General features: G+C 61.4%; 20 protein-coding genes. 7 read left to right on the plus strand and 13 right to left on the minus strand.

Annotated elements, in window-relative coordinates; all coding sequences use genetic code 11:
* Window positions 1–54: 54 nt before the first annotated feature.
* From KVH01_RS15180 to arcD (KVH01_RS15205), 6 genes are all read right to left on the minus strand, one after another.
* Entirely contained in the window at window positions 55–1,563 is a 1,509-nt protein-coding gene (locus KVH01_RS15180; RefSeq protein WP_043049088.1) for a sigma-54-dependent transcriptional regulator, read from the minus strand.
* A 186-nt stretch (window positions 1,564–1,749) separates the two neighbouring features.
* Complete coding sequence (locus KVH01_RS15185; RefSeq protein WP_043049087.1) at window positions 1,750–2,112, minus strand: DUF5064 family protein; 363 nt, start codon at window positions 2,110–2,112, stop codon at window positions 1,750–1,752.
* Window positions 2,113–2,130: 18 nt separating this feature from the next.
* Window positions 2,131–3,060: a carbamate kinase gene (gene arcC / locus KVH01_RS15190; RefSeq protein ID WP_217881942.1), complete on the minus strand. Its 930-nt coding sequence runs from the start codon at window positions 3,058–3,060 to the stop codon at window positions 2,131–2,133.
* Between the two features lie 153 nt (window positions 3,061–3,213).
* A complete protein-coding gene (locus KVH01_RS15195) occupies window positions 3,214–4,224 on the minus strand; it encodes an ornithine carbamoyltransferase (RefSeq protein ID WP_043049084.1) in 1,011 nt (336 codons plus the stop codon).
* 12 nt (window positions 4,225–4,236) lie between these two features.
* Window positions 4,237–5,493 (minus strand): arginine deiminase, encoded by a 1,257-nt coding sequence (arcA, locus tag KVH01_RS15200; RefSeq protein WP_043049082.1) that lies wholly within the window; start codon window positions 5,491–5,493, stop codon window positions 4,237–4,239.
* Window positions 5,494–5,518: 25 nt separating this feature from the next.
* Window positions 5,519–6,946: an arginine-ornithine antiporter gene (gene arcD / locus KVH01_RS15205; protein WP_032879725.1), complete on the minus strand. Its 1,428-nt coding sequence runs from the start codon at window positions 6,944–6,946 to the stop codon at window positions 5,519–5,521.
* Window positions 6,947–7,351: 405 nt separating this feature from the next.
* Here arcD (KVH01_RS15205) and arcD (KVH01_RS15210) point away from each other — a divergent pair, with 405 nt between their 5' ends.
* On the plus strand, window positions 7,352–8,779 hold the full coding sequence (arcD, locus tag KVH01_RS15210; RefSeq protein WP_217881943.1) for an arginine-ornithine antiporter: 1,428 nt from the start codon (window positions 7,352–7,354) through the stop codon (window positions 8,777–8,779).
* Entirely contained in the window at window positions 8,776–9,627 is an 852-nt protein-coding gene (locus KVH01_RS15215) for a DNA-3-methyladenine glycosylase family protein (RefSeq protein WP_217881944.1), read from the plus strand. Before arcD (KVH01_RS15210) ends, KVH01_RS15215 begins: the two co-directional genes overlap by 4 nt.
* A 104-nt stretch (window positions 9,628–9,731) precedes the next feature.
* On the opposite strand, the gene KVH01_RS15220 is transcribed toward KVH01_RS15215, so the two are convergent.
* The 7 genes from KVH01_RS15220 to KVH01_RS15250 form a co-directional block, all read right to left on the minus strand.
* Complete coding sequence (locus KVH01_RS15220; RefSeq protein WP_217881945.1) at window positions 9,732–11,081, minus strand: CoA transferase; 1,350 nt, start codon at window positions 11,079–11,081, stop codon at window positions 9,732–9,734.
* Between the two features lie 40 nt (window positions 11,082–11,121).
* A complete protein-coding gene (locus tag KVH01_RS15225) occupies window positions 11,122–12,465 on the minus strand; it encodes a sensor histidine kinase (protein WP_043049077.1) in 1,344 nt (447 codons plus the stop codon).
* A 67-nt stretch (window positions 12,466–12,532) separates the two neighbouring features.
* Window positions 12,533–12,994 (minus strand): LTXXQ domain protein, encoded by a 462-nt coding sequence (locus KVH01_RS15230; protein WP_043049075.1) that lies wholly within the window; start codon window positions 12,992–12,994, stop codon window positions 12,533–12,535.
* A 103-nt stretch (window positions 12,995–13,097) separates the two neighbouring features.
* Complete coding sequence (locus KVH01_RS15235; RefSeq protein WP_043049073.1) at window positions 13,098–13,775, minus strand: response regulator transcription factor; 678 nt, start codon at window positions 13,773–13,775, stop codon at window positions 13,098–13,100.
* A gap of 7 nt (window positions 13,776–13,782) precedes the next feature.
* Complete coding sequence (locus KVH01_RS15240) at window positions 13,783–14,190, minus strand: translation initiation factor 2 (RefSeq protein ID WP_217881946.1); 408 nt, start codon at window positions 14,188–14,190, stop codon at window positions 13,783–13,785.
* A 106-nt stretch (window positions 14,191–14,296) separates the two neighbouring features.
* The gene (locus KVH01_RS15245; protein ID WP_043049070.1) at window positions 14,297–14,596 is read right to left on the minus strand and encodes a YciI family protein; all 300 of its coding nucleotides are present in this window, start codon (window positions 14,594–14,596) and stop codon (window positions 14,297–14,299) included.
* 1 nt (window position 14,597) lies between these two features.
* Window positions 14,598–15,194, minus strand: a complete 597-nt coding sequence (locus KVH01_RS15250) for a septation protein A (protein WP_043049069.1) — start codon at window positions 15,192–15,194, stop codon at window positions 14,598–14,600.
* Window positions 15,195–15,281: 87 nt separating this feature from the next.
* On the opposite strand from KVH01_RS15250, the gene KVH01_RS15255 reads away from it, so the two are divergent.
* The 5 genes from KVH01_RS15255 (at window position 15,282) to KVH01_RS15275 (ending at window position 18,862) form a co-directional block, all read left to right on the plus strand.
* Entirely contained in the window at window positions 15,282–16,145 is an 864-nt protein-coding gene (locus KVH01_RS15255; RefSeq protein WP_124412963.1) for a PHP domain-containing protein, read from the plus strand.
* Window positions 16,146–16,158: 13 nt separating this feature from the next.
* Window positions 16,159–16,788: an L-threonylcarbamoyladenylate synthase gene (locus tag KVH01_RS15260; protein WP_034115727.1), complete on the plus strand. Its 630-nt coding sequence runs from the start codon at window positions 16,159–16,161 to the stop codon at window positions 16,786–16,788.
* A gap of 120 nt (window positions 16,789–16,908) precedes the next feature.
* Window positions 16,909–17,607, plus strand: coding sequence for a segregation and condensation protein A (locus tag KVH01_RS15265; protein ID WP_172833438.1), 699 nt, complete (start codon window positions 16,909–16,911; stop codon window positions 17,605–17,607).
* A 12-nt stretch (window positions 17,608–17,619) separates the two neighbouring features.
* On the plus strand, window positions 17,620–18,534 hold the full coding sequence (scpB, locus tag KVH01_RS15270) for an SMC-Scp complex subunit ScpB (protein WP_032879731.1): 915 nt from the start codon (window positions 17,620–17,622) through the stop codon (window positions 18,532–18,534).
* A 136-nt stretch (window positions 18,535–18,670) separates the two neighbouring features.
* Window positions 18,671–18,862: a DUF1289 domain-containing protein gene (locus tag KVH01_RS15275; protein WP_043049065.1), complete on the plus strand. Its 192-nt coding sequence runs from the start codon at window positions 18,671–18,673 to the stop codon at window positions 18,860–18,862.
* Window positions 18,863–18,981 lie beyond the last annotated feature (119 nt).

Raw genomic sequence — 18,981 nt, forward strand, 5'->3', positions numbered from 1 at the left:
ACACCGCTATCGGGAGCAAGCCCCCTCCCACATTTGTTTGTATTCCAACTTGAATCAGGGCTTGTTGGGGATGCCGTACTTGCGCAGGCGATGGGCGATTGCCGTATGGGAAGTCTGCAACCGGCTGGCCAGTTGGCGGGTCGAGGGGTAGCTGGTGTAGAGCTTTTCCAGCAGATCGCGCTCAAAGTCTTCCACGGCCTGTTCCAGGCTCTCGATTTCGCCATCGTTCTGGCGTGCCACGGAGGTGCCGGCGATGTCCAGGTCGCCGATGTCCACCAGGCTGCTTTCGCAGATAGCAGCGGCGCGGAAGATCACGTTTTGCAGTTGCCGCACGTTGCCCGGCCAGCGATTGTCCAGCAGTGCCGGATAAGTGCCGGGCGCCAGGCGGCAGACCGGGCGCTGGATCTGCGCGCAGGCCTGCTGCATGAAGTAGCGGGCCAGCAGCAGGATGTCCTGGCCGCGTGCGCGCAGGGGCGGTACTTCGACGTTGAGGACGTTGAGGCGGTAAAACAGGTCTTCGCGGAAGGTGCCTTCGCTGACCATCTTTTCCAGATCGCGGTGGGTGGCGCTGAGGATGCGCACATTGACCTTCACTTCGCGGTCACCGCCCACACGGCGAAAGCTGCCGTCATTGAGAAAGCGCAGCAACTTGGCTTGCAGGTACGGCGACATCTCGCCGATCTCATCCAGAAATACCGTGCCCTGGTTGGCCAGTTCCATCAGCCCCGGCTTGCCGCCGCGCTGGGCGCCGGTAAAGGCGCCCGGGGCGTAACCGAACAACTCGCTCTCAGCGAGGTTTTCCGGGAGTGCCGCGCAGTTCAAGGCCAAAAACGGCGCACTGTGGCGTGCGCTGGTGGCGTGACAGGCGCGGGCCACCAGCTCCTTGCCGGTGCCGGTTTCGCCCTGGATCAGCAGCGGTGCATCCAACGCCGCCACCCGTTGCGCTCGCGCCTTGAGGGTACGGATGGCCGGGGATTCGCCCAGCAGCGCATCAAAACCTTCGGCATGGTCGTGGTGCAGTGCCGACAGTTGCTCGCCGATGCGATTGGGCTGGTAGAGGGTGAGCAGGGCGCCTGCGTCAGTGATTGGCGTGGCATCCAGCAACAGGGTTTGGCCGTTGACGCTGATCTCGCGCAACGGCAGGCGAAAACCATGTTCCAGCAAAGTGTCCAGCAGCGTTGGGTCATTGAACAGCTCGGCAATGCTTTCCCCGGCCGGCTCGCGTCCGTACAGCGCGATCAACGCCGGGTTGGCCAGCAGGATCTTGCCCGCGCTGTCCAGGGCCAGCACCGGGTCGGTCATGGCTGCCAGCAGGGCGTCGAGTTGCAGGTGGCGGCGTTGGCCCGGCAGGATGTCGACCACCTTAACCGCTTGCACGCCGTGCACGCTGAACAACGCGTCGCGCAGCTCTTCGAGCACCTCGGCGCTGAGGGTCGGCGCATCGATATAGACGTTGGGCGGCACCATCTCCACCGCATCCAGGTTGAGATTGCGCCCACCGAGCAAGGCCAGGACTTCCTGGGTGATGCCGACGCGGTCGATGAAGCTGACGTGGATACGCATGGGGTGCTAGCAATTCTGGGGAGCGAGAGGCGGCAAGTATGCCTTGGCGCGGGGCGCAGGTGAAATCTGACGAATGATGGCGGTCAAAATGTAGGAGGGGGCTTGCCCCTGATTGCGGTGGATCAGCTAATAAATCTGTTGCTGACACACAGCCATCGGGGGCAAGCCCCCTCCCACATTTTCAACTTACTCCAGGTGTTCGGGCTTGACTGGATCACCTGATTTCACATCCAACTGATGCCGCACATCCTCGAACATCAGGTCGTACTGCTTGTGCATCGAACCATTGAGCACCGCGACCTTCGGCATGCCGTATTTCTGCGCAATGTTCATCGCATGCCGCGCAAAGTCGAAGGCCTGGTCCTTGGGCAGGAAGAACTCTTCCTTGAGGTCCTTGCCCTGCACCGAACCGTGCAGCTTGAAGAGCATTCCCTTGCCTTCCTTTGGGTCCTGGCTGACTTCATAGTCGATGCACAGGTTGTAGCTGTAGTCGTCTTTGTTAAGCGCGTGGCGTTCAACGTGCAAGTGACCGGGTTCAAAGGTAGCCATAGGCGTATCTCCTCTACTTCACAGATAAGTGATGCCAGGTTTTGCCGTGCTGATGCGGGTGCCGGCGCTGCCCTGGACAATGGCTTCGATGTCCGAGAGTGAACCGATCACCGCGGTTTTGCCAGTCTGGCGGGCGAACTCGCAGGCCGCTTGCACCTTGGGACCCATGGAGCCGGCGGCGAAGCCGAGTTTTTCCATGTCGTCCGGGTGGGCCTGGCCGATGGCTTTCTGGGTTGGCTTGCCGAAATCGATAAAGGCGGCGTTGACGTCGGTGGCGATCACCAGCAGATCGGCGTCCAATTGCGCGGCCAGCAACGACGAACACAGGTCTTTGTCGATCACTGCTTCAATGCCCTTGAGCTTGCCGTCTTCGCCATACATCGTCGGGATGCCGCCGCCGCCGGCGCAGATCACGATGGCGTTTTTTTCCAGCAGCCACTTGATCGGGCGAATCTCAAAGATGCGTTTGGGCCGCGGGCTGGCGACCACACGGCGATATTTTTCGCCGTCGGGGGCGATGGCCCAGCCTTTTTCGGCGGCGAGTTTTTCTGCCTCGGCCTTGGAATACACCGGGCCGATGGGTTTGGTCGGGTTCTGGAACGCCGGGTCCTTGGCATCGACTTCAACCTGGGTGAGCAGGGTGGCAAACGGTACTTCGAAGTCCAGCAGGTTGCCCAGTTCCTGTTCGATGATATAGCCGATCATGCCTTCGGTCTCGGCGCCCAGCACGTCCAGCGGGTACGGCGAGACGCTGGTGTAGGCCGCCGCCTGCAACGACAGCAGGCCCACTTGCGGGCCATTGCCGTGGGCGATCACCAGCTCATTGCCGGCGTGGATCTTGGCGATCTGTTCGGTGGCGATGCGGATATTGGCGCGTTGGTTGTCCGCGGTCATGGGTTCACCACGGCGCAGGAGGGCGTTGCCGCCCAGGGCTACGACGATGCGCATAATGCAATCCTTCTAGGGTGTGAGCACAGAGCCCAATGTGTGAGGGGGCTTGCTCCCGATGGCGGCGGGACAGTCAATTTATCTATAGCTGAGCCACCGCTATCGGGAGCAAGCCCCCTCCCACATTTTTGAACCCTGTTCCGACAGTGAGAGTTAGATATCCGCCAGTGCCGACACCAGAATCGCCTTGATGGTATGCATGCGGTTTTCCGCCTGCTCAAAGGCAATGTTGGCTGGCGACTCGAACACTTCCTCGGTTACCTCCACACCGTTGGCCAGGTGCGGATACCGCGCTGCGATGTCCTTGCCAACCTTGGTTTCGCTGTTATGGAACGCCGGCAGGCAGTGCATGAATTTCACCCGGGGGTTGCCCGAGGCTTTCATCATCTTGGCGTTGACCTGGTAGGGCAGCAGTTGCTCGATACGCTCGTCCCAGGCTTCCACTGGCTCGCCCATCGACACCCAGATATCGGTGTGGATAAAGTCCACGCCCTTGACCGCTTCGGCAGGGTCTTCGGTAATGGTGATGCGTGCGCCGCTTTCCTCGGCAAACGCTTGGCATTGCTTGATGAAATCGTCGTGCGGCCACAGCGCTTTCGGAGCGCCGATGCGCACGTCCATGCCGAGCTTGGCGCCGATCATCAGTAACGAGTTACCCATGTTGTAGCGTGCGTCACCGAGGTAGGCGTAGCTGATGTCATGCAGCGGCTTGTCGCTGTGTTCGCGCATGGTCAGGGTGTCGGCGATCATCTGGGTCGGGTGGAATTCGGCGGTGAGGCCGTTGAACACTGGCACACCGGCGAACTTGGCCAGCTCTTCGACGATTTCCTGCTCAAAACCACGGTACTCGATGGCATCGAACATCCGGCCCAGGACGCGGGCGGTGTCTTTCATGCTTTCTTTGTGGCCGATCTGCGATGACACCGGGTCGATGTAGGTGACGTGGGCGCCCTGGTCATGGGCCGCGACTTCGAAGGCGCAGCGGGTGCGGGTCGAGGTTTTTTCGAAGATCAACGCAATGTTCTTGCCTTGCAGGTGCGGACGCTCAGTGCCGGTGTATTTGGCGCGCTTGAGGTCGCGGGACAGGTCCAGCAGGTAGTTCAGCTCACGAGTGGTGTGGTGCATCAGCGACAGCAGGCTGCGGTTGCGCATATTGAAAGCCATGATGGAATCTCCTTAATAGTCGATAGGGTCGCGGATGATCGGGCAGGTCATGCAGTGGCCGCCGCCACGGCCACGGCCCAGCTCACCGGCGCTGATGGTGATGACTTCCACACCGGCCTTGCGCAGCAGGGTATTGGTGTAGGTGTTGCGGTCGTAGCCGATCACCACGCCAGGCTCTACAGCCACCACGTTATTGCCGTCATCCCACTGCTCGCGTTCGGCGGCGAAGCTGTTGCCGCCGGTCTCGACCACGCGCAGGGCCTTGAGGTTGAGGGCTGCGGCGACGGTATCGAGGAAGTTGGTGGTCTCGCGTTGGATATCGATGCCGTGGGGCTTGCTGTCGTCAGGGCGCAGGGTGAACGGCACGATCTGGTTGACCACTTCCGGGAAGACGGTCACCAGGTCGCGGTCGCAGAAGCTGAACACGGTGTCCAGGTGCATGGCTGCGCGGGATTTCGGCAGGCCGGCAACGATCACCCGCTCAACGGCGTTGTTCTTGAACAGGTTGCGCGCCAGTTGGCCGATGGCCTGGTGGGACGAACGCTCGCCCATGCCGATCAACACCACGCCGTTGCCAATCGGCATGACGTCACCGCCTTCTAATGTGGCGGCGCCGTGTTCTTGGTCGGGGTCGCCGTACCAGATCTGGAAGTCGGCGTTGGTGAATTCCGGATGGAACTTGTAGATGGCGGAGGCCAGCAGGGTTTCCTGGCGTCGCGCCGGCCAGTACATCGGGTTAAGCGTTACACCGCCGTAGATCCAGCAGGTGGTATCGCGGGTGAACTGGGTGTTGGGCAGCGGCGGCAGGATGAAGCTGGCGTGGCCGAGGAAGTCGCGGAACATCTCGATGGTCCTGCCACCGAAGCTGCTCGGCAGGTCATCGGCCGACACACCACCAATCAGGAACTCGGTGATCTTGCGCGGCTCCAGGCTGCGCAGCCACGAGCCGACCTCATCGACCAGGCCCAGGCCCACGGTGTTGGCGGTGATCTTGCGCTCCAGGATCCAGTCCAGGGCTTCGGGGATGGCGACGATGTCGGTGAGCAGGTTGTGCATTTCCAGCACATCAATATCCCGCTCGCGCATCTTGGTCACGAAGTCGAAATGGTCGCGCTTGGCCTGTGCCACCCACAGCACGTCATCGAACAGCAGTTCGTCGCAGTTATTGGGGGTCAGCCGCTGGTGGGCCAAGCCTGGGGAGCACACCATGACTTTGCGCAGTTTGCCGGCTTCGGAATGTACGCCGTACTTAACTTTTTCCGTGGTCATTACAAATCCTCCAGTGAACATACAATTACAGAGTCAGGAAGCCGTCGTAGAGCCCATAGGCCGCCACCAGGGCGCCAATGACCACTGCGGCGAAAATCAGCTTCTCGACGTTGGTGAAAATCGGTTTGCCCAGTTCACGCTTGGCCTTGGCGAACAGGATCGCGCCGGGGGCATAGAGCAGGGCAGAGAGCAGCAGGTACTTGGTGCCGCCGGCGTAGAGCAGCCAGATCGCGTAGATCAGCGCGACGGCGCCGATGAACAGGTCTTTCTTGCGCTCCTTGAGGGCGTTTTCGTAGGTTTCCCCACGCACCGCCAGCAGCAGGGCGTAGGCCGCCGACCACAGGTAAGGCACCAGGATCATCGAGGTGGCGAGGTAGATCAGCGACAGGTAGGTGCTGGCGGAAAACAGCGTGATCACCAGGAAGATCTGTACCATCGCGTTGGTCAGCCACAGGGCATTGACCGGCACGTGGTTGGCGTTTTCCTTACGCAGGAACTCCGGCATGGTGTGGTCCTTGGCGGCGGCAAACATGATCTCCGCACACAGCAGCACCCAGGACAGCAACGCGCCCAGCAGCGAAATGATCAAGCCGACGCTGATCAGCACCGCGCCCCAGTGGCCCACCACGTGCTCGAGCACCGCGGCCATCGACGGGTTTTGCAGCTTGGCCAGTTCCGGCTGGGTCATGATCCCCAGGGACAGCACGTTCACCAGCATCAGGAACAGCAGCACGGTGATAAAACCGATCACGGTGGCCTTGCCCACGTCGCTGCGTTTCTCCGCACGGGAGGAGAAGATGCTCGCGCCTTCGATACCGATAAACACCCACACGGTGACCAGCATCATGTTGCGCACCTGGTTCATCACGCTGCCCAGGTCGGGGTTTTTCACACCCCAGATGTCAGCGGTGAAGATATCCAGCTTGAACGCGAACAGTGCGATGAGTACGAACAGCAGCAGCGGTACGACCTTGGCCACGGTGGTGACCAGGTTGATGAACGCCGCTTCCTTGATCCCGCGCAGCACCAGAAAATGCACAGCCCACAGCAGCACCGATGCACCAATCACCGCCGCTGGCGTGTTGCCTTCGCCAAAGATCGGGAAGAAGTAGCCGAGGGTGCTGAACAAGAGTACGAAGTACCCCACGTTGCCCAGCCAGGCACTGATCCAGTAACCCCAGGCGGATGAGAAACCCATGTAGTCGCCGAAACCGGCCTTGGCGTAGGCGTACACACCGCCGTCGAGGTCAGGCTTGCGGTTGGCGAGGGTCTGGAAGACGAATGCGAGGGTCAGCATGCCGATGGCGGTAATTACCCAGCCAATCAAAACTGCGCCTACGTCGGCACTGGCTGCCATGTTTTGCGGCAGCGAGAAGATCCCGCCGCCAATCATTGAGCCCACGACAAGTGCAACCAGCGCACCAAGCCTAAGTTTTCCGGGAGAATCAGACATTGCGTGACTCCAATGCAGGAGAAGAGAGATCACAGAATAATTCCGTGCGCCAATCAAACAGCTGACTCAGATCACTTCATTGGCACATTCCATTGTGAATTAGCGACTTAGGGGCATAAGTTGCTGGGCGACGCAGTCCGCGGGAGGGCGCTTGCTAGAGCGGGCTCTTCCGATGTGGTTAATCATTTCGTCTGGGACATGGTGGTTGACGCTAGTTCGTATTTGCGGATGTGCAAACTTTTTGTACGGCGTCTGACGAACGCTTCATAATTGACTTATTTAAATTCTAAATAAGCCTAAACTTCTCGCGTTTACATGCACTTATGTTATGAAGCGTTAGTGTCACTAAATTGAATTAGTTGAGTGCGCAGTGGTCGGCTCAAACTTTTATTGTGAGGAACCTGCATGTCCCAACCAGCCCAGAAACTTCGGCTCAGTGCCCTGATCGCCTTGGTCGTGGGTTCGATGATTGGCGGCGGGATCTTCTCGCTCCCGCAAAACATGGCGGCCCGTGCAGAAGTGGGCGCCGTGCTGATTGGCTGGGCAATCACGGCAGTCGGCATGTTGACCCTGGCCTTTGTGTTCCAGACCCTGGCCAATCGCAAACCGGAACTGGACTCCGGCGTGTACGCCTACGCCAAGGCCGGTTTTGGCGATTACATGGGGTTCTCGTCCGCCTGGGGTTACTGGATCAGCGCGTGGATGGGCAACGTCGGTTATTTCGTGTTGCTGTTCAGCACCCTGGGTTACTTTTTCCCGGCGTTCGGCCAGGGCAATACACCGCTGGCCATCGGTTGTGCGTCACTGTTGCTGTGGGCGGTGCATTTCCTGGTGCTGCGCGGGATCAAGGAGGCGGCGTTTATCAACCAGGTCACCACGGTGGCGAAGATTGTGCCGCTGTTGATGTTTATCGCGATCGCCGCCGTCGCGTTCAAGGCGGATATCTTCACCCGCGACATCTGGGGCCTGGGTAACCCGCAGATGGGCAGCGTGGTCGAGCAGGTGCGCCACATGATGCTGGTTACGGTGTTTGTGTTTATCGGCATCGAAGGCGCCAGCGTGTACTCGGCGCGGGCCGAGAAACGCTCGGATGTAGGCCGCGCCACGGTGATTGGTTTCCTGGGCGTGCTGGCGCTGTTGGTGCTGGTGAATGTGCTGTCCCTGGGCATCATGAGTCAGCCGCAATTGGCGCAGTTGCAGAACCCTTCCCTGGCGGGCGTGCTGGAACACATCGTCGGGCCCTGGGGCGCGGTATTGATCAGCATCGGCCTGGCGGTTTCGCTGCTCGGGGCGTTGCTTTCATGGGCGCTGCTCTGCGCGGAAATCCTCTATGCCACTGCCCATGACAAGACCATGCCGGCGTTCCTGAAAAAGGAAAATGCCAATCAGGTGCCCGTTAACGCGCTGTGGCTGACTAATGTGATGATCCAGGCGTTCCTGGTGATTACGTTGTTTTCGGCCAGCACCTACACCACCCTGATCTACCTGGCGTCGTCGATGATCCTGGTGCCCTACCTGTGGTCGGCGGCCTATGCGGTGTTGTTGAGCGGGCGCGGTGAGACCTATGCCGGCGCCCCGCGCCAGCGCATGAAAGATTTGGCAGTGGGGCTGATTGCCCTCGGCTATGCGGTATGGCTGTTGTACGCCGGGGGCTTGAAGTATTTGCTGCTGTCGGCGCTGCTGTATGCCCCGGGTGTGATCCTTTTCGCCCAGGCCAAGCGCGAGCAAGGTCAACCCTTGTTTACCCACGTGGAAAAAGGCATTTTCAGCTGCGTGATCGCGGGCGCCGGGTTGGCGGCATACGGGTTGTATAGCGGGGTATTGTCGTTGTGAGATTGGCGTATCAGCCGCCCTACGATTGGGCGGCAATGTTGGCGTTTCTGTCAGCTCGAGCCATCAATGGATTAGAAACCGTTGAGGCCGGCGTGTACCGGCGCAGCATCAGCGTGAACGGGCAACAGGGTTGGCTCAGCGTGGCGCCCGGCGCGGGTGATTGGCTGGCGGCGGATGTCGCGTTTCCTGACGCGGCGGCGCTGCCCGAGATCGAGCGACGTCTGCGGGCCATGTTCGACCTGGATGCCCAGCCCAAGTTGATTAATGCCCACTTGGCTGACGACCCGTTGATGGCGCAACTGGTCGCGGCCCGTCCTGGCCTTCGCGTGCCCGGGACCTGGGACGGGTTGGAGCTGGCGATTCGTGCGGTGCTGGGCCAGCAGATCACTGTGGTGGCGGCCATTCGCCTGGCGGGCAAGCTGGTGGCGCAGTATGGCCAGCCGCTGCACACCCCATACGCCGGTATCACTCATGTGTTCCCGACACCCGAAGTGCTGGCGGCGGCGGACCTGGCGACCCTGGGCATGCCCAAGGCGCGAGGTCGTACCTTGTCTGCCGTGGCCCAGGCAGTGTTGGATGACCCGCGGGTGTTCCAACCCAAGGCCAGCCTCAAGGACGGCGTTGCGCGGTTGGTGGTGTTGCCGGGGATTGGCGACTGGACCGCGCAGTACATCGCCATGCGCCAGTTGCGCGAGGCGGATGCGTTTGCATCTGGGGATATCGGTTTGATCAATGCGCTGGCGGCGCTGGAGGGTGGGCCGGTGTCGGCGCGGCAGTTGCTGGCCCGGGCCGAGGCGTGGCGACCATTGAGGGCATATGCGGCGCAGCATCTGTGGACAACCCTGTAGGAGCGAGCTTGCGCGCGAAAAACCTTAGATCGCCGCTGGGTGTCAGGTTTCCCGCGTTATCGTTGGCGACCTTCGCGAGCAAGCTCGCTCCTACAGTGTATTAATCACCACTGAGGCCGGTGCGCGCCCAACTCCCCCGCCGGCAAATCCCACTGCAACGGCGTGCCACTGATGCTCAGCGGCGCCAGCAACCGATGGGCCTGCCCCCACGCCGTCTGCTCCACCACCAGCCCTTGATCGCTTGGATCTTCGGCACGCAACGCCGCTTGTCCCGGCACGTGTCCTGCATCCACCAGCAACTTCGCCGTACGCGCCAATGACAAGCGCGCCGAGCCACCGCGGCCGGATGCCAGGCGTTCGCCCAAGGCCCGGATCGCACTGGCAGCCATCAGGTAGCCGGTGGCGTGATCCAGCGCCTGCACTGGCAGCGGCACGGGTTTATCCGCCTGCTTCCAGGCCATGCCCGCCTCGGCAATGCCGCTGCTCATCTGTACCAGGCTGTCGAAGCCGCGACGGTTACGCCATGGGCCGCTCCAGCCGTAGGCGTTGAGGCTGACGTCGATCAGCCCGGGGGCGAGGTCTTGTCGTTCGCCTGGGGTGTATCCCAGTCGTTCCAGGGCATCGGCGCGGTAACCATGGAACAGCACGTCAGCATCCTTAAGCAGGGCTTCGAATACCTGTCGGCCTTCGGGGCTTTTCAAGTCAAGGCGGGCGCAGCGTTTGCCCAGGGTCATTTCCGGCACCACGCCGGGTTCGTTCCAGGTCGGCGAATCGATGCGCAGTACATCCGCACCCAACCCGGCGAGGAAACGACTGGCCACCGGGCCGGCCAATACGCGGGTCAAGTCCAGCACCTTGATACCGGCCAGCGGGCGCGCAGGCGAACCGAGCCAGGGTTTGTCGGTGCGGCTTTCGAAAACCTGGCGCTTTACCAGCTCTTCGGCATTCACTGCCAAGCCTTGTGGATGCTGCTGCCAGGCTTGCCACCCACGCATCTGCGCGGCACAACCGCCGGCGTCGACAATGGCCTGCTCCAGTTCGGCGGCGTTCCATGCCGCGACTTTGGTTGCCATTTCGGCGCGGTCGGCCACGGGCCCCAGCACCCGCTCTGCCGCGGCACGGTGATGGGGCGCGTTGGTATGCAAGCGAATCCAGCCGTCGGTGCTGGCGTAGTCACCGGCCACCGAGTCCCACAGCGGCGGCACTTGCCAACCCACCGGGCGAATTGAAGAAGAGAACCACAAGGAGGCCAGGCGCCGGTCCACGCTGACATTGGGCAAGCGCCCGGTCTGCTGATGGAGCAACTGGGCGATGGCCTGGCCGGCGGCGCCGATGCTGGCAGCGGCCAGGTCGGTGACGGCGAAGGCCGAGGGCAGGGCCCCGGTTTCGGTCATGGCTATCGCTGCGTGTGGTAAATCGAGTGCGGCTTGGATGGGAGTCAGCAGGTCAGTCATCAAAGGCCCTCCGTAAGAGAAGGGCCACTATAGAAGATCTTCACACGGCTGTGACAACGCCGGGTTCCAGCGGCAGATCGATACTGGCGACAAAACCGCCGTCAGGGTGATTGGCCAGGATCAGGTTGCCGCCATGGCGCTCGGCGGCGCGACGGGCGATGGCCAGCCCCAGCCCATGTCCCTGGGCAACCTGGCCGGGGGCGCGGTAGAACGGCTCGCCCAGTTGGCTCAAGTGCTCGGCTTCAACGCCGGGGCCGTGGTCACGCACGCTGATCAGAATGCGCCCGCCTTGGTGCTGGGCCTGCAATTCAATCGGTTGGCCGACGGGGTTGAAGCGTTGGGCATTGCGCAGCAGGTTATCCACGGCGCGTTCGATCATGGTCGGCCAGCCTTTGAGGTGCAGGTCGGCTTCGGTGTTGAGGTGCACCATCTGGTCTGGCGCGCTGAGCTGGGCGTCCTTTTGCAGGGTCTTGAGAAGCGGGTCGAGGTCGATGTCTTCGGCGCTGGCGTTGTCGGCATCGACCCGCGCCAGTACCAGGATCTCGCTGATCAAGGCTTCCAGGCGGTCGCATTCGCGGGTCAGGCGTGGCCAGAGTTTCTCCCGTTCTTCGGGGCTGGCCCGTTCGGCCAGGGCCAGGGCGATACGCAAGCGCGCCAGCGGCGAGCGTAGTTCGTGGGACACGTCACGCAGCAACTGGCGCTGGCTGCCGATCAGGCTTTGCAGGCGCGCACCCATGCGGTTGAAGTCGGTGGCCAACACACCGAACTCATCACGCCGATTGGCCAATTGCGCCAGGCTGTTTTGCTGATAGGTGGCTTGCCCCAGGTCATGCACAGCGCCGCGCAGGCGGCTGAGTGGGCGGGTGATGGACAGCGTCACCAGCAGGCTGAACAGGGTCAGCACCACCAGGGCAATCGCCAGGGCACTGAACGGCCATAACAGGCTGCTACGGTGCCAGGCATCCAGCTCCGGATGGGGGATGCGGTAGATCAACAGGTAGGTGTCGCCGGTTTTGTCGCTGGTGTATTCGGCCGTCAGACGCCGCCAGGGCAGGTGGCCGTCCTTGCTGTCATTCTGCCGGGCCTCGAAGGCCGCGGCGCGGCGCGGGAAGGTGCCACGCACCACCGGCTCGCCGCTTTCGTTGAGCACTTGCACGTCGATGTGGTACTGGCGTTTGCGTTGTTGCAGCAAGTCCTGGGCAGCGTCCTCGCCCTGGGCTTCGTAGAGTTGGGTCCATTCCTGCGCCAGGTTGTTGAGGCCGGGATGACGGCTGAGAATCCAGGCGTCCTGATTGAGCATATGCCCGAGCAGGATCGACAAGCCGGCAACCAGGGCGATGGCCAGCCAGAAACTTGCCAGGATACGCCAGAACAATGAACGCACAGGAAACCCTCAAACAGGCAAAGCCCAGCGGTGTGAACCACTGGGCTGTAGGCATTACGTTCGCGCATTATTGCGCTTTTTGCGCCTTCTGGGCTTTCCAGGCCTGGAATTCCTTCCACTCGGCGCGGCGCTCGGTTTGCTTCTTGACGATCTCGTCGTACTTCTTCTGTTGGTCGGGCTTGAGCACGGCGCGGATATCGGCCTGGGTTTTCTGCTTGCCGGCGGCGATTTCGTCCTGCATGGCTTTCTGGTCAGCGGCCGGCAGTTTGTCCAGGTACTTCTTGACCAGGTCTTTGCGAGCGTGCCATTGGTCACCCATGAGCTTGCGGATCTGTTCGCGTTGTTCCTTGCTCAGGTCCAGTTGACTGAACGGGCCACCTTTGCCACGCGGACCATGTTCACCACCGTGGCCCGGGCCACCCATCATGTGGCCGGAAGGTTCGCCCATCGGGCCTGGGCCCTCTGGCATGGCCATGGCTACGGTAGGCAGGGCAGCGGCGAGCATCAAAGCGATAAGGGTCTTGCGCATGGTGATTCTCCTGTCTCTATTCCGGTGAGTCCGGATGTGAGTAGATTAGGGAGATCAAGGTCAGCCGCCGTCAGCAGAGGGTAAAGATTTGGTAAGGCTGCCTCTAGAGGCTGTAGTAGTACCCGCGACTGCGCAACGCGACGATCCGTGGCCGACCATCCGGGTGCGGGCCGATTTTCTTGCGCAGGTTGCTGACGTGCATGTCCAGGCTGCGATCATAAAGAGTCAGCTTGCGGCCCAGGGCGATCTGCGCCAGTTCCTGTTTGTCCAAAGGCTCGCCGGGTTGGCGCAACAGGGCTTCGAGCAGGCGACTTTCGGAAACAGTGAGGGTGAATTCCTGCTCATCGATGCTGACCACGCCGCGCACCGGGCTGAAGCACAGGTCGCCCAGTTCCAGCTGGGTCGACACCGCGGCCGGGTGGCTGCGGCGCAATACGGCACGCAGGCGCGCCGTCAATTCGCGGGGATCGCAGGGCTTGGCCAGGTAGTCGTCGGCTCCCAGTTCCAGGCCGAGGATGCGGTCCAGGGGCTCGCCCCGGGCCGAGAGCATCAACACCGGCAACTCCGGGTGGTCGCTGCGCAATTGCTTGAGCAGCTCCAGGCCGCTGCCGTCGGGCAGCATCACATCGAGCACCACCGCTGCGGGGGCGGCTTCGGCCAGGGCTTTGCGGGCGCTCAAGCCGTCGTGGCAGGCGCGCACCTGGAAACCTTCCTGGCTCAACCAACTGGTCAGCAGCTCACAGAGCTCCTGGTCATCATCTATCAGTAACAGCTCGCTCATGACTCACTCAATTTAGCCATTGTCGACGGCGACGGTGCCCACCGCTGGCGAAGATCCCACACAATAGGGCGATCAGCGCGACGGTCGCACCGATGACGAACCACTGTTGCTGTTCGGTCAGCCAGCGGGTCAAGGCGCCGCCCTGTGTCTCTTTGAGTTGCTGGGCCAGGCGTTGGTTCTCCTGGCGCAGGCGACTCAGTTGGGCGCTTTCGCGGGCAGAGTCTGCGCTTTGCAGTTGCTTGCCCAGTGCTTCACGCTGGCGTTCGCTTTCTTTCAAACGTTGCTGCAACTCGGTGACCTGGGCGTCGGCACTCAAGGACAAGGGCGCGGAAGCGCCGCTGTACGAGGGCTCTTCAGCGTGGGCCGTAGCCCCGATCGTTAACACTGCCAACAGACACAACTGACGTAAGCGCATCGGAACTCCTGATTCCACACGAATATTCAGAACGTTGTCGGCAGGTCACCGGGAATAATGAGCCATTGGCAGTACGCCGAACCGATTTGCTTCGGCGCCGCCGGGCTCAAGGCAGGACTTGCTTGAACGGCTTGATCACGACATCGGCGTACACGCCGGCCGCGACATAAGGATCTGCCTTGGCCCAGGCCTGGGCGTCGGCCAGGGAGGCGAACTCGGCGACGATCAAGCTACCGGTGAAACCGGCCTCGCCCGGTTCATTGCTGTCTACCGCAGGATGCGGCCCAGCCAGTACGATTCGGCCTTCGGCCTGCAGTTGTTTGAGGCGCTCGACATGGGCCGGGCGCACGCTCAGGCGTTTTTCCAGCGAGTTGGCAACGTCAGTGGCAATGATGGCGTAGAGCATGTCAGTCCTCGGTTTTCGGCGTGGTAGGGGCGGTGTCATGCAGGTGCCGCGACAGGTAGATACCCTGGCCGATCAGGAACAATACGGTCATGCCCAGGCTGCCGAACACTTTGAAGTCGACCCAGTAGTCCTGGAAGGTAAACGCCACGAACAGGTTGGCGGCACCGCAGAACAGGAAAAACACGATCCAGGCCACGTTCAGGCGCACCCATACCGGTTCCGGCAAGGTCAGCGCATGGCCCATGATCCGCTTGATCAGCAGGCGGTCACCGATAAAGTGACTGCCGATAAACACCAGCGCGAACAGCCAGTTGACCACGGGAGCTTTCCATTTAAGGAAGGTTTCGCTGTGGAACGCCAGGGTCAGGCCGCCGAAGACCAGGCAGGCGATGAGCGTGAGCCATTGGCTTTTTTCCAGCTTGCGCTGGGCGATGAAGATGGCGCCGTAGACCACGATGGAGCTGATGATCAGTACCGCGGTGGCGCTGTAGATGCCGCCGAACGAAAGCTCGTGACCGGCGATTTCGATGACCCTGGGGTCGAGTTTGGTAACGATGAAAAACAGCAACAGCGGGATGAAGTCGATGAATTGTTTCACAGTAAGAGCCAGAAGCTGGATGTGGCGGCATAATAACAAACATCCTTGGTTGCGATAGCGCCAGCTGACTTGAGGTTACATACCCACGTGAATGTTGATTTGCACTGCCACAGCACGGCCTCCGACGGCGCCTTGGCGCCCGCGGTACTGGTTGCGCGGGCGTTTGAAAAAGGCGTGCGAGTCCTGTCGTTGACCGACCACGACACCCTCGAGGGCCTCGATGAAGCCCGTGAGGCCGCGAATTCCCTGGGCATGCAACTGGTCAACGGCGTGGAGTTGTCGTGCACCTGGGGCGGTGCCACCATCCATGTGCTCGGCTACGGCTTCGACCAGCATGCCCCGCCACTGGTGGCCGCCATCGCCCAATTGCACGATGGCCGCTGGCTGCGGTCCGAAGAAATAAGCCGCAAGCTCAGCCTTAAAGGCATGCCCGGTGCCCTGGACGGTGCTCGCGCCATCCAGCAGGAGTTGGGCGACAGCGGCAACGCGCCGGCCCGTCCGCACTTTGCCGACTGGATGGTGCGTGAAGGCTATGTCAAGGATCGCGCCGAGGCCTTTCGCAAATGGCTGGGCGCCGGCAAGTTGGGCGATGTGAAGCTGCATTGGCCGACCCTGGAAGACACCGTCGAGACCCTGCGGGCCTCCGGGGCCTGGGTCAGCCTGGCGCATCCCTGGCATTACGATTTCACCCGCAGCAAGCGTCGCAAGCTGATCAGCGACTATATTGGAGCGGGCGGCCACGCGATCGAAGTGGTCAATGGGTATCAACCTGCCGAACAGGTCGGCAGCCTGGCGGTTCTTGCCCGCGAATTTGGTCTGCTGGTCAGTGCCGGCAGTGATTTCCATGGCCCAGGCGGCTGGTCCGAGATTGGCGAGTTTCGCCAGGTCCCGGAAGATCTGCCGCTGTTGTGGGGGCGATTCAAGCATGACCCCATTATTGCCACCGTCTGAACAGGTAGAACACGTGAGTCAATTCTTCCAGATTCATCCGGAAAACCCGCAAGCGCGCCTGATTAAACAGGCCGTCGAGATCATCCGCGCTGGCGGCGTGGTGATCTACCCGACTGATTCGTCCTATGCCATTGGTTGCCAGATCGGCGACAAGGGCGCGGTCGAGCGGGTACGACGCCTGCGCCAACTGGATGACAAGCATAACTTTGCGCTGATCTGCAGCGACTTGTCCCAACTGGGGCTTTTCGCCAAGGTCGACACCGGCACCTTCCGCCTGCTCAAGGCCCATACGCCGGGGCCCTATACCTTTATTCTCAACGCCACCCGCGAAGTGCCGCGCCTGTTGCTGCACCCGAAGAAGCGCACCATCGGCCTGCGGGTTCCGGAACACCCGATAGCCCTGGCTTTGTTGGCCGAGCTGGGTGAGCCGCTGATGAGCGTGTCGTTGATCCTGCCGGGTGAAACCGAGCCGCTGTACGACCCTTACGAAATGCGCCGCCTGCTGGAAAAGCATGTCGACCTGATCATCGACGGCGGTTATGGCGGCAACAAGGCTTCCACGGTGATCAACCTCGCCGATGGCGAACCGGAGGTGGTGCGCGTGGGTTGTGGCGACCCCACACCGTTCATGGTCGAGGCCTGAATGTCGGCCGTGGAAACCGCTGACCCCCAGGCCGGCGCCCAGCAGGAACTGCCGTTTGCCATGGTGTATGGCCAGGCGGTGATGGAAATGCCCCTGGACCTGTACATCCCGCCGGATGCCCTGGAGGTGTTTCTTGAAGCCTTCGAAGGCCCGCTGGACTTGCTGCTGTATCTGATCCGCAAGCAGAACATCAATATCCTCGACATCCCCGTGGCGGAAATCACCCGCCAGTACATGGGGTATGTCGAGCTGATGCAGTCGGTGCGCCTGGAACTGGCTGCCGAGTACCTGGTGATGGCCGCCATGCTCGCCGAGATCAAGTCGCGCATGCTGCTGCCGCGCTCGGAAACGGTGGAAGCCGAAGAGGATGACCCGCGCGCCGAACTGATCCGCCGCTTGCAGGAGTACGAACGCTTCAAGGCCGCTGCCGAAGGCATCGACAACCTGAGCCGTGTGGGCCGCGATGTGGTGGTGCCCAAGCTCGATGCGCCCGAAGCGCGTGCGCGTAAATTGCTGCCGGATGTGAGCCTGGAAGAATTGCTGATGTCCATGGCCGAGGTGTTGCGCCGTGGCGATATGTTCGAAAGCCATCAGGTCAGCCGTGAGGCGCTGTCCACCCGCGAGCGTATGAGCGATGTACTGGAGCGTCTCAAGGGCGGTGGGTTTGTGCCGTTTGTCGAGCTGTTCACCGCCGAAGAAGGGCGACTTGGGGTGGTGGTGACCTTTATGGCTATCCTCGAGCTGGTCAAGGAGTCCCTGGTGGAGCTGGTCCAGAATGAGCCTTTTGCGGCTATCCACGTGCGGGCGCGAGCCGAATAACGAGCTGAATCGATGAATCTGACTGAACCCCGCGAACTGGCACCCTTGCTGGAGGCCTTTCTCCTGGCCTCGGGCAAACCGCAATCCCTGGAGCGCCTGTTCGAACTGTTTGAAGAAGCCGAACGCCCGGAGCCGCCGGTCTTCAAGAAAGCCCTGGAGATCCTGCGCAAGTCCTGCGACGGCCGTGCCTTTGAACTGCGCGAAGTGGCCTCGGGTTATCGCCTGCAGATCCGCGAGAAGTTTTCGCCGTGGGTTGGTCGTTTGTGGGAAGAGCGCCCGCAACGTTATTCCCGGGCGATGCTGGAGACCATGGCACTGATCGCCTATCGCCAGCCGATCACACGGGGTGAAATCGAGGATGTGCGTGGCGTGGCGGTCAACAGTCATATCGTCAAGACCCTGCTGGAGCGCGAGTGGATCCGCATCGTCGGTTACCGTGATGTGCCGGGTAAACCCGCGATGTTCGCCACCACCAAGGTGTTCCTCGACCACTTCAACCTGAAAAACCTCGACGACCTGCCGCCCTTGGCCGAACTGCGCGAAATGGAAGCCGAGCCGGTGCTCGACTTCGACGACGCGCCGGTGCCGCAAAGCCTGCAGGAACTGGCTGATGCCAGTGCCGAGCCGGAGGAGCCGAAGGACGAGACCAGTTTCCACACGTTATTGTTGGAGCTGGACGATATGGAGCAGGGGATCAAGACCGACTTTGACGATTTATTGCGCGATGCTGCCGACGAGCCGCAGACCGAGGTGAACGTTGAACCCGAGCCCGAAGTCGAAGAAGACATCCTCGGCGTCGCCGACGCCCGGGAAAAGCTCCTGGCCGCTGTCGCCGCCCTCGAACAACCGCCGCTGAGCGACGAAGAGGACGAAGCCCGAGCACTGGCCGAGGCGATCGAAAACGAACGCCGTCAACTCGAAGACTGATGCTGATTTAGTGTGGGAAGGGGATTGCTCCCGATGGCGGTGTATCAGCAACATATGCAACAACTGACCCATCGCTAGCGGGAGCAAGCCCCCTCCCACATTGGATCTCCATTGTCTGGATGGTCTGGGAGAAAAAATGAGTTCAACCAAAGACCCGTGCATCAGCATCTGCAAATTCAGCGACGACATCTGCGTCGGCTGCGGGCGCAGCAAGCGCGAAATCCGTGCCTGGAAAAAACTCGATAAAACCGACAAGCGCACGGTATTGGCAGAAGCCGAGCTGCGGTTGTTGGCCCTCGGCGCCACCGGTCGGCGGAAAAGCAAATGACTTGGGCTTTATCGACTAGTCTGTGATGCGCAACACGCGCCATGCGCGTATGATTCGCGACCCCTTGCCGACCTATTCGGCCAAGGCCCCGCTTTCAATACCCTTCAGGCCACGCCTGA

The sequence above is a fragment of the Pseudomonas khavaziana genome (assembly GCF_019145205.1).
Lineage (GTDB): Bacteria > Pseudomonadota > Gammaproteobacteria > Pseudomonadales > Pseudomonadaceae > Aquipseudomonas > Aquipseudomonas khavaziana.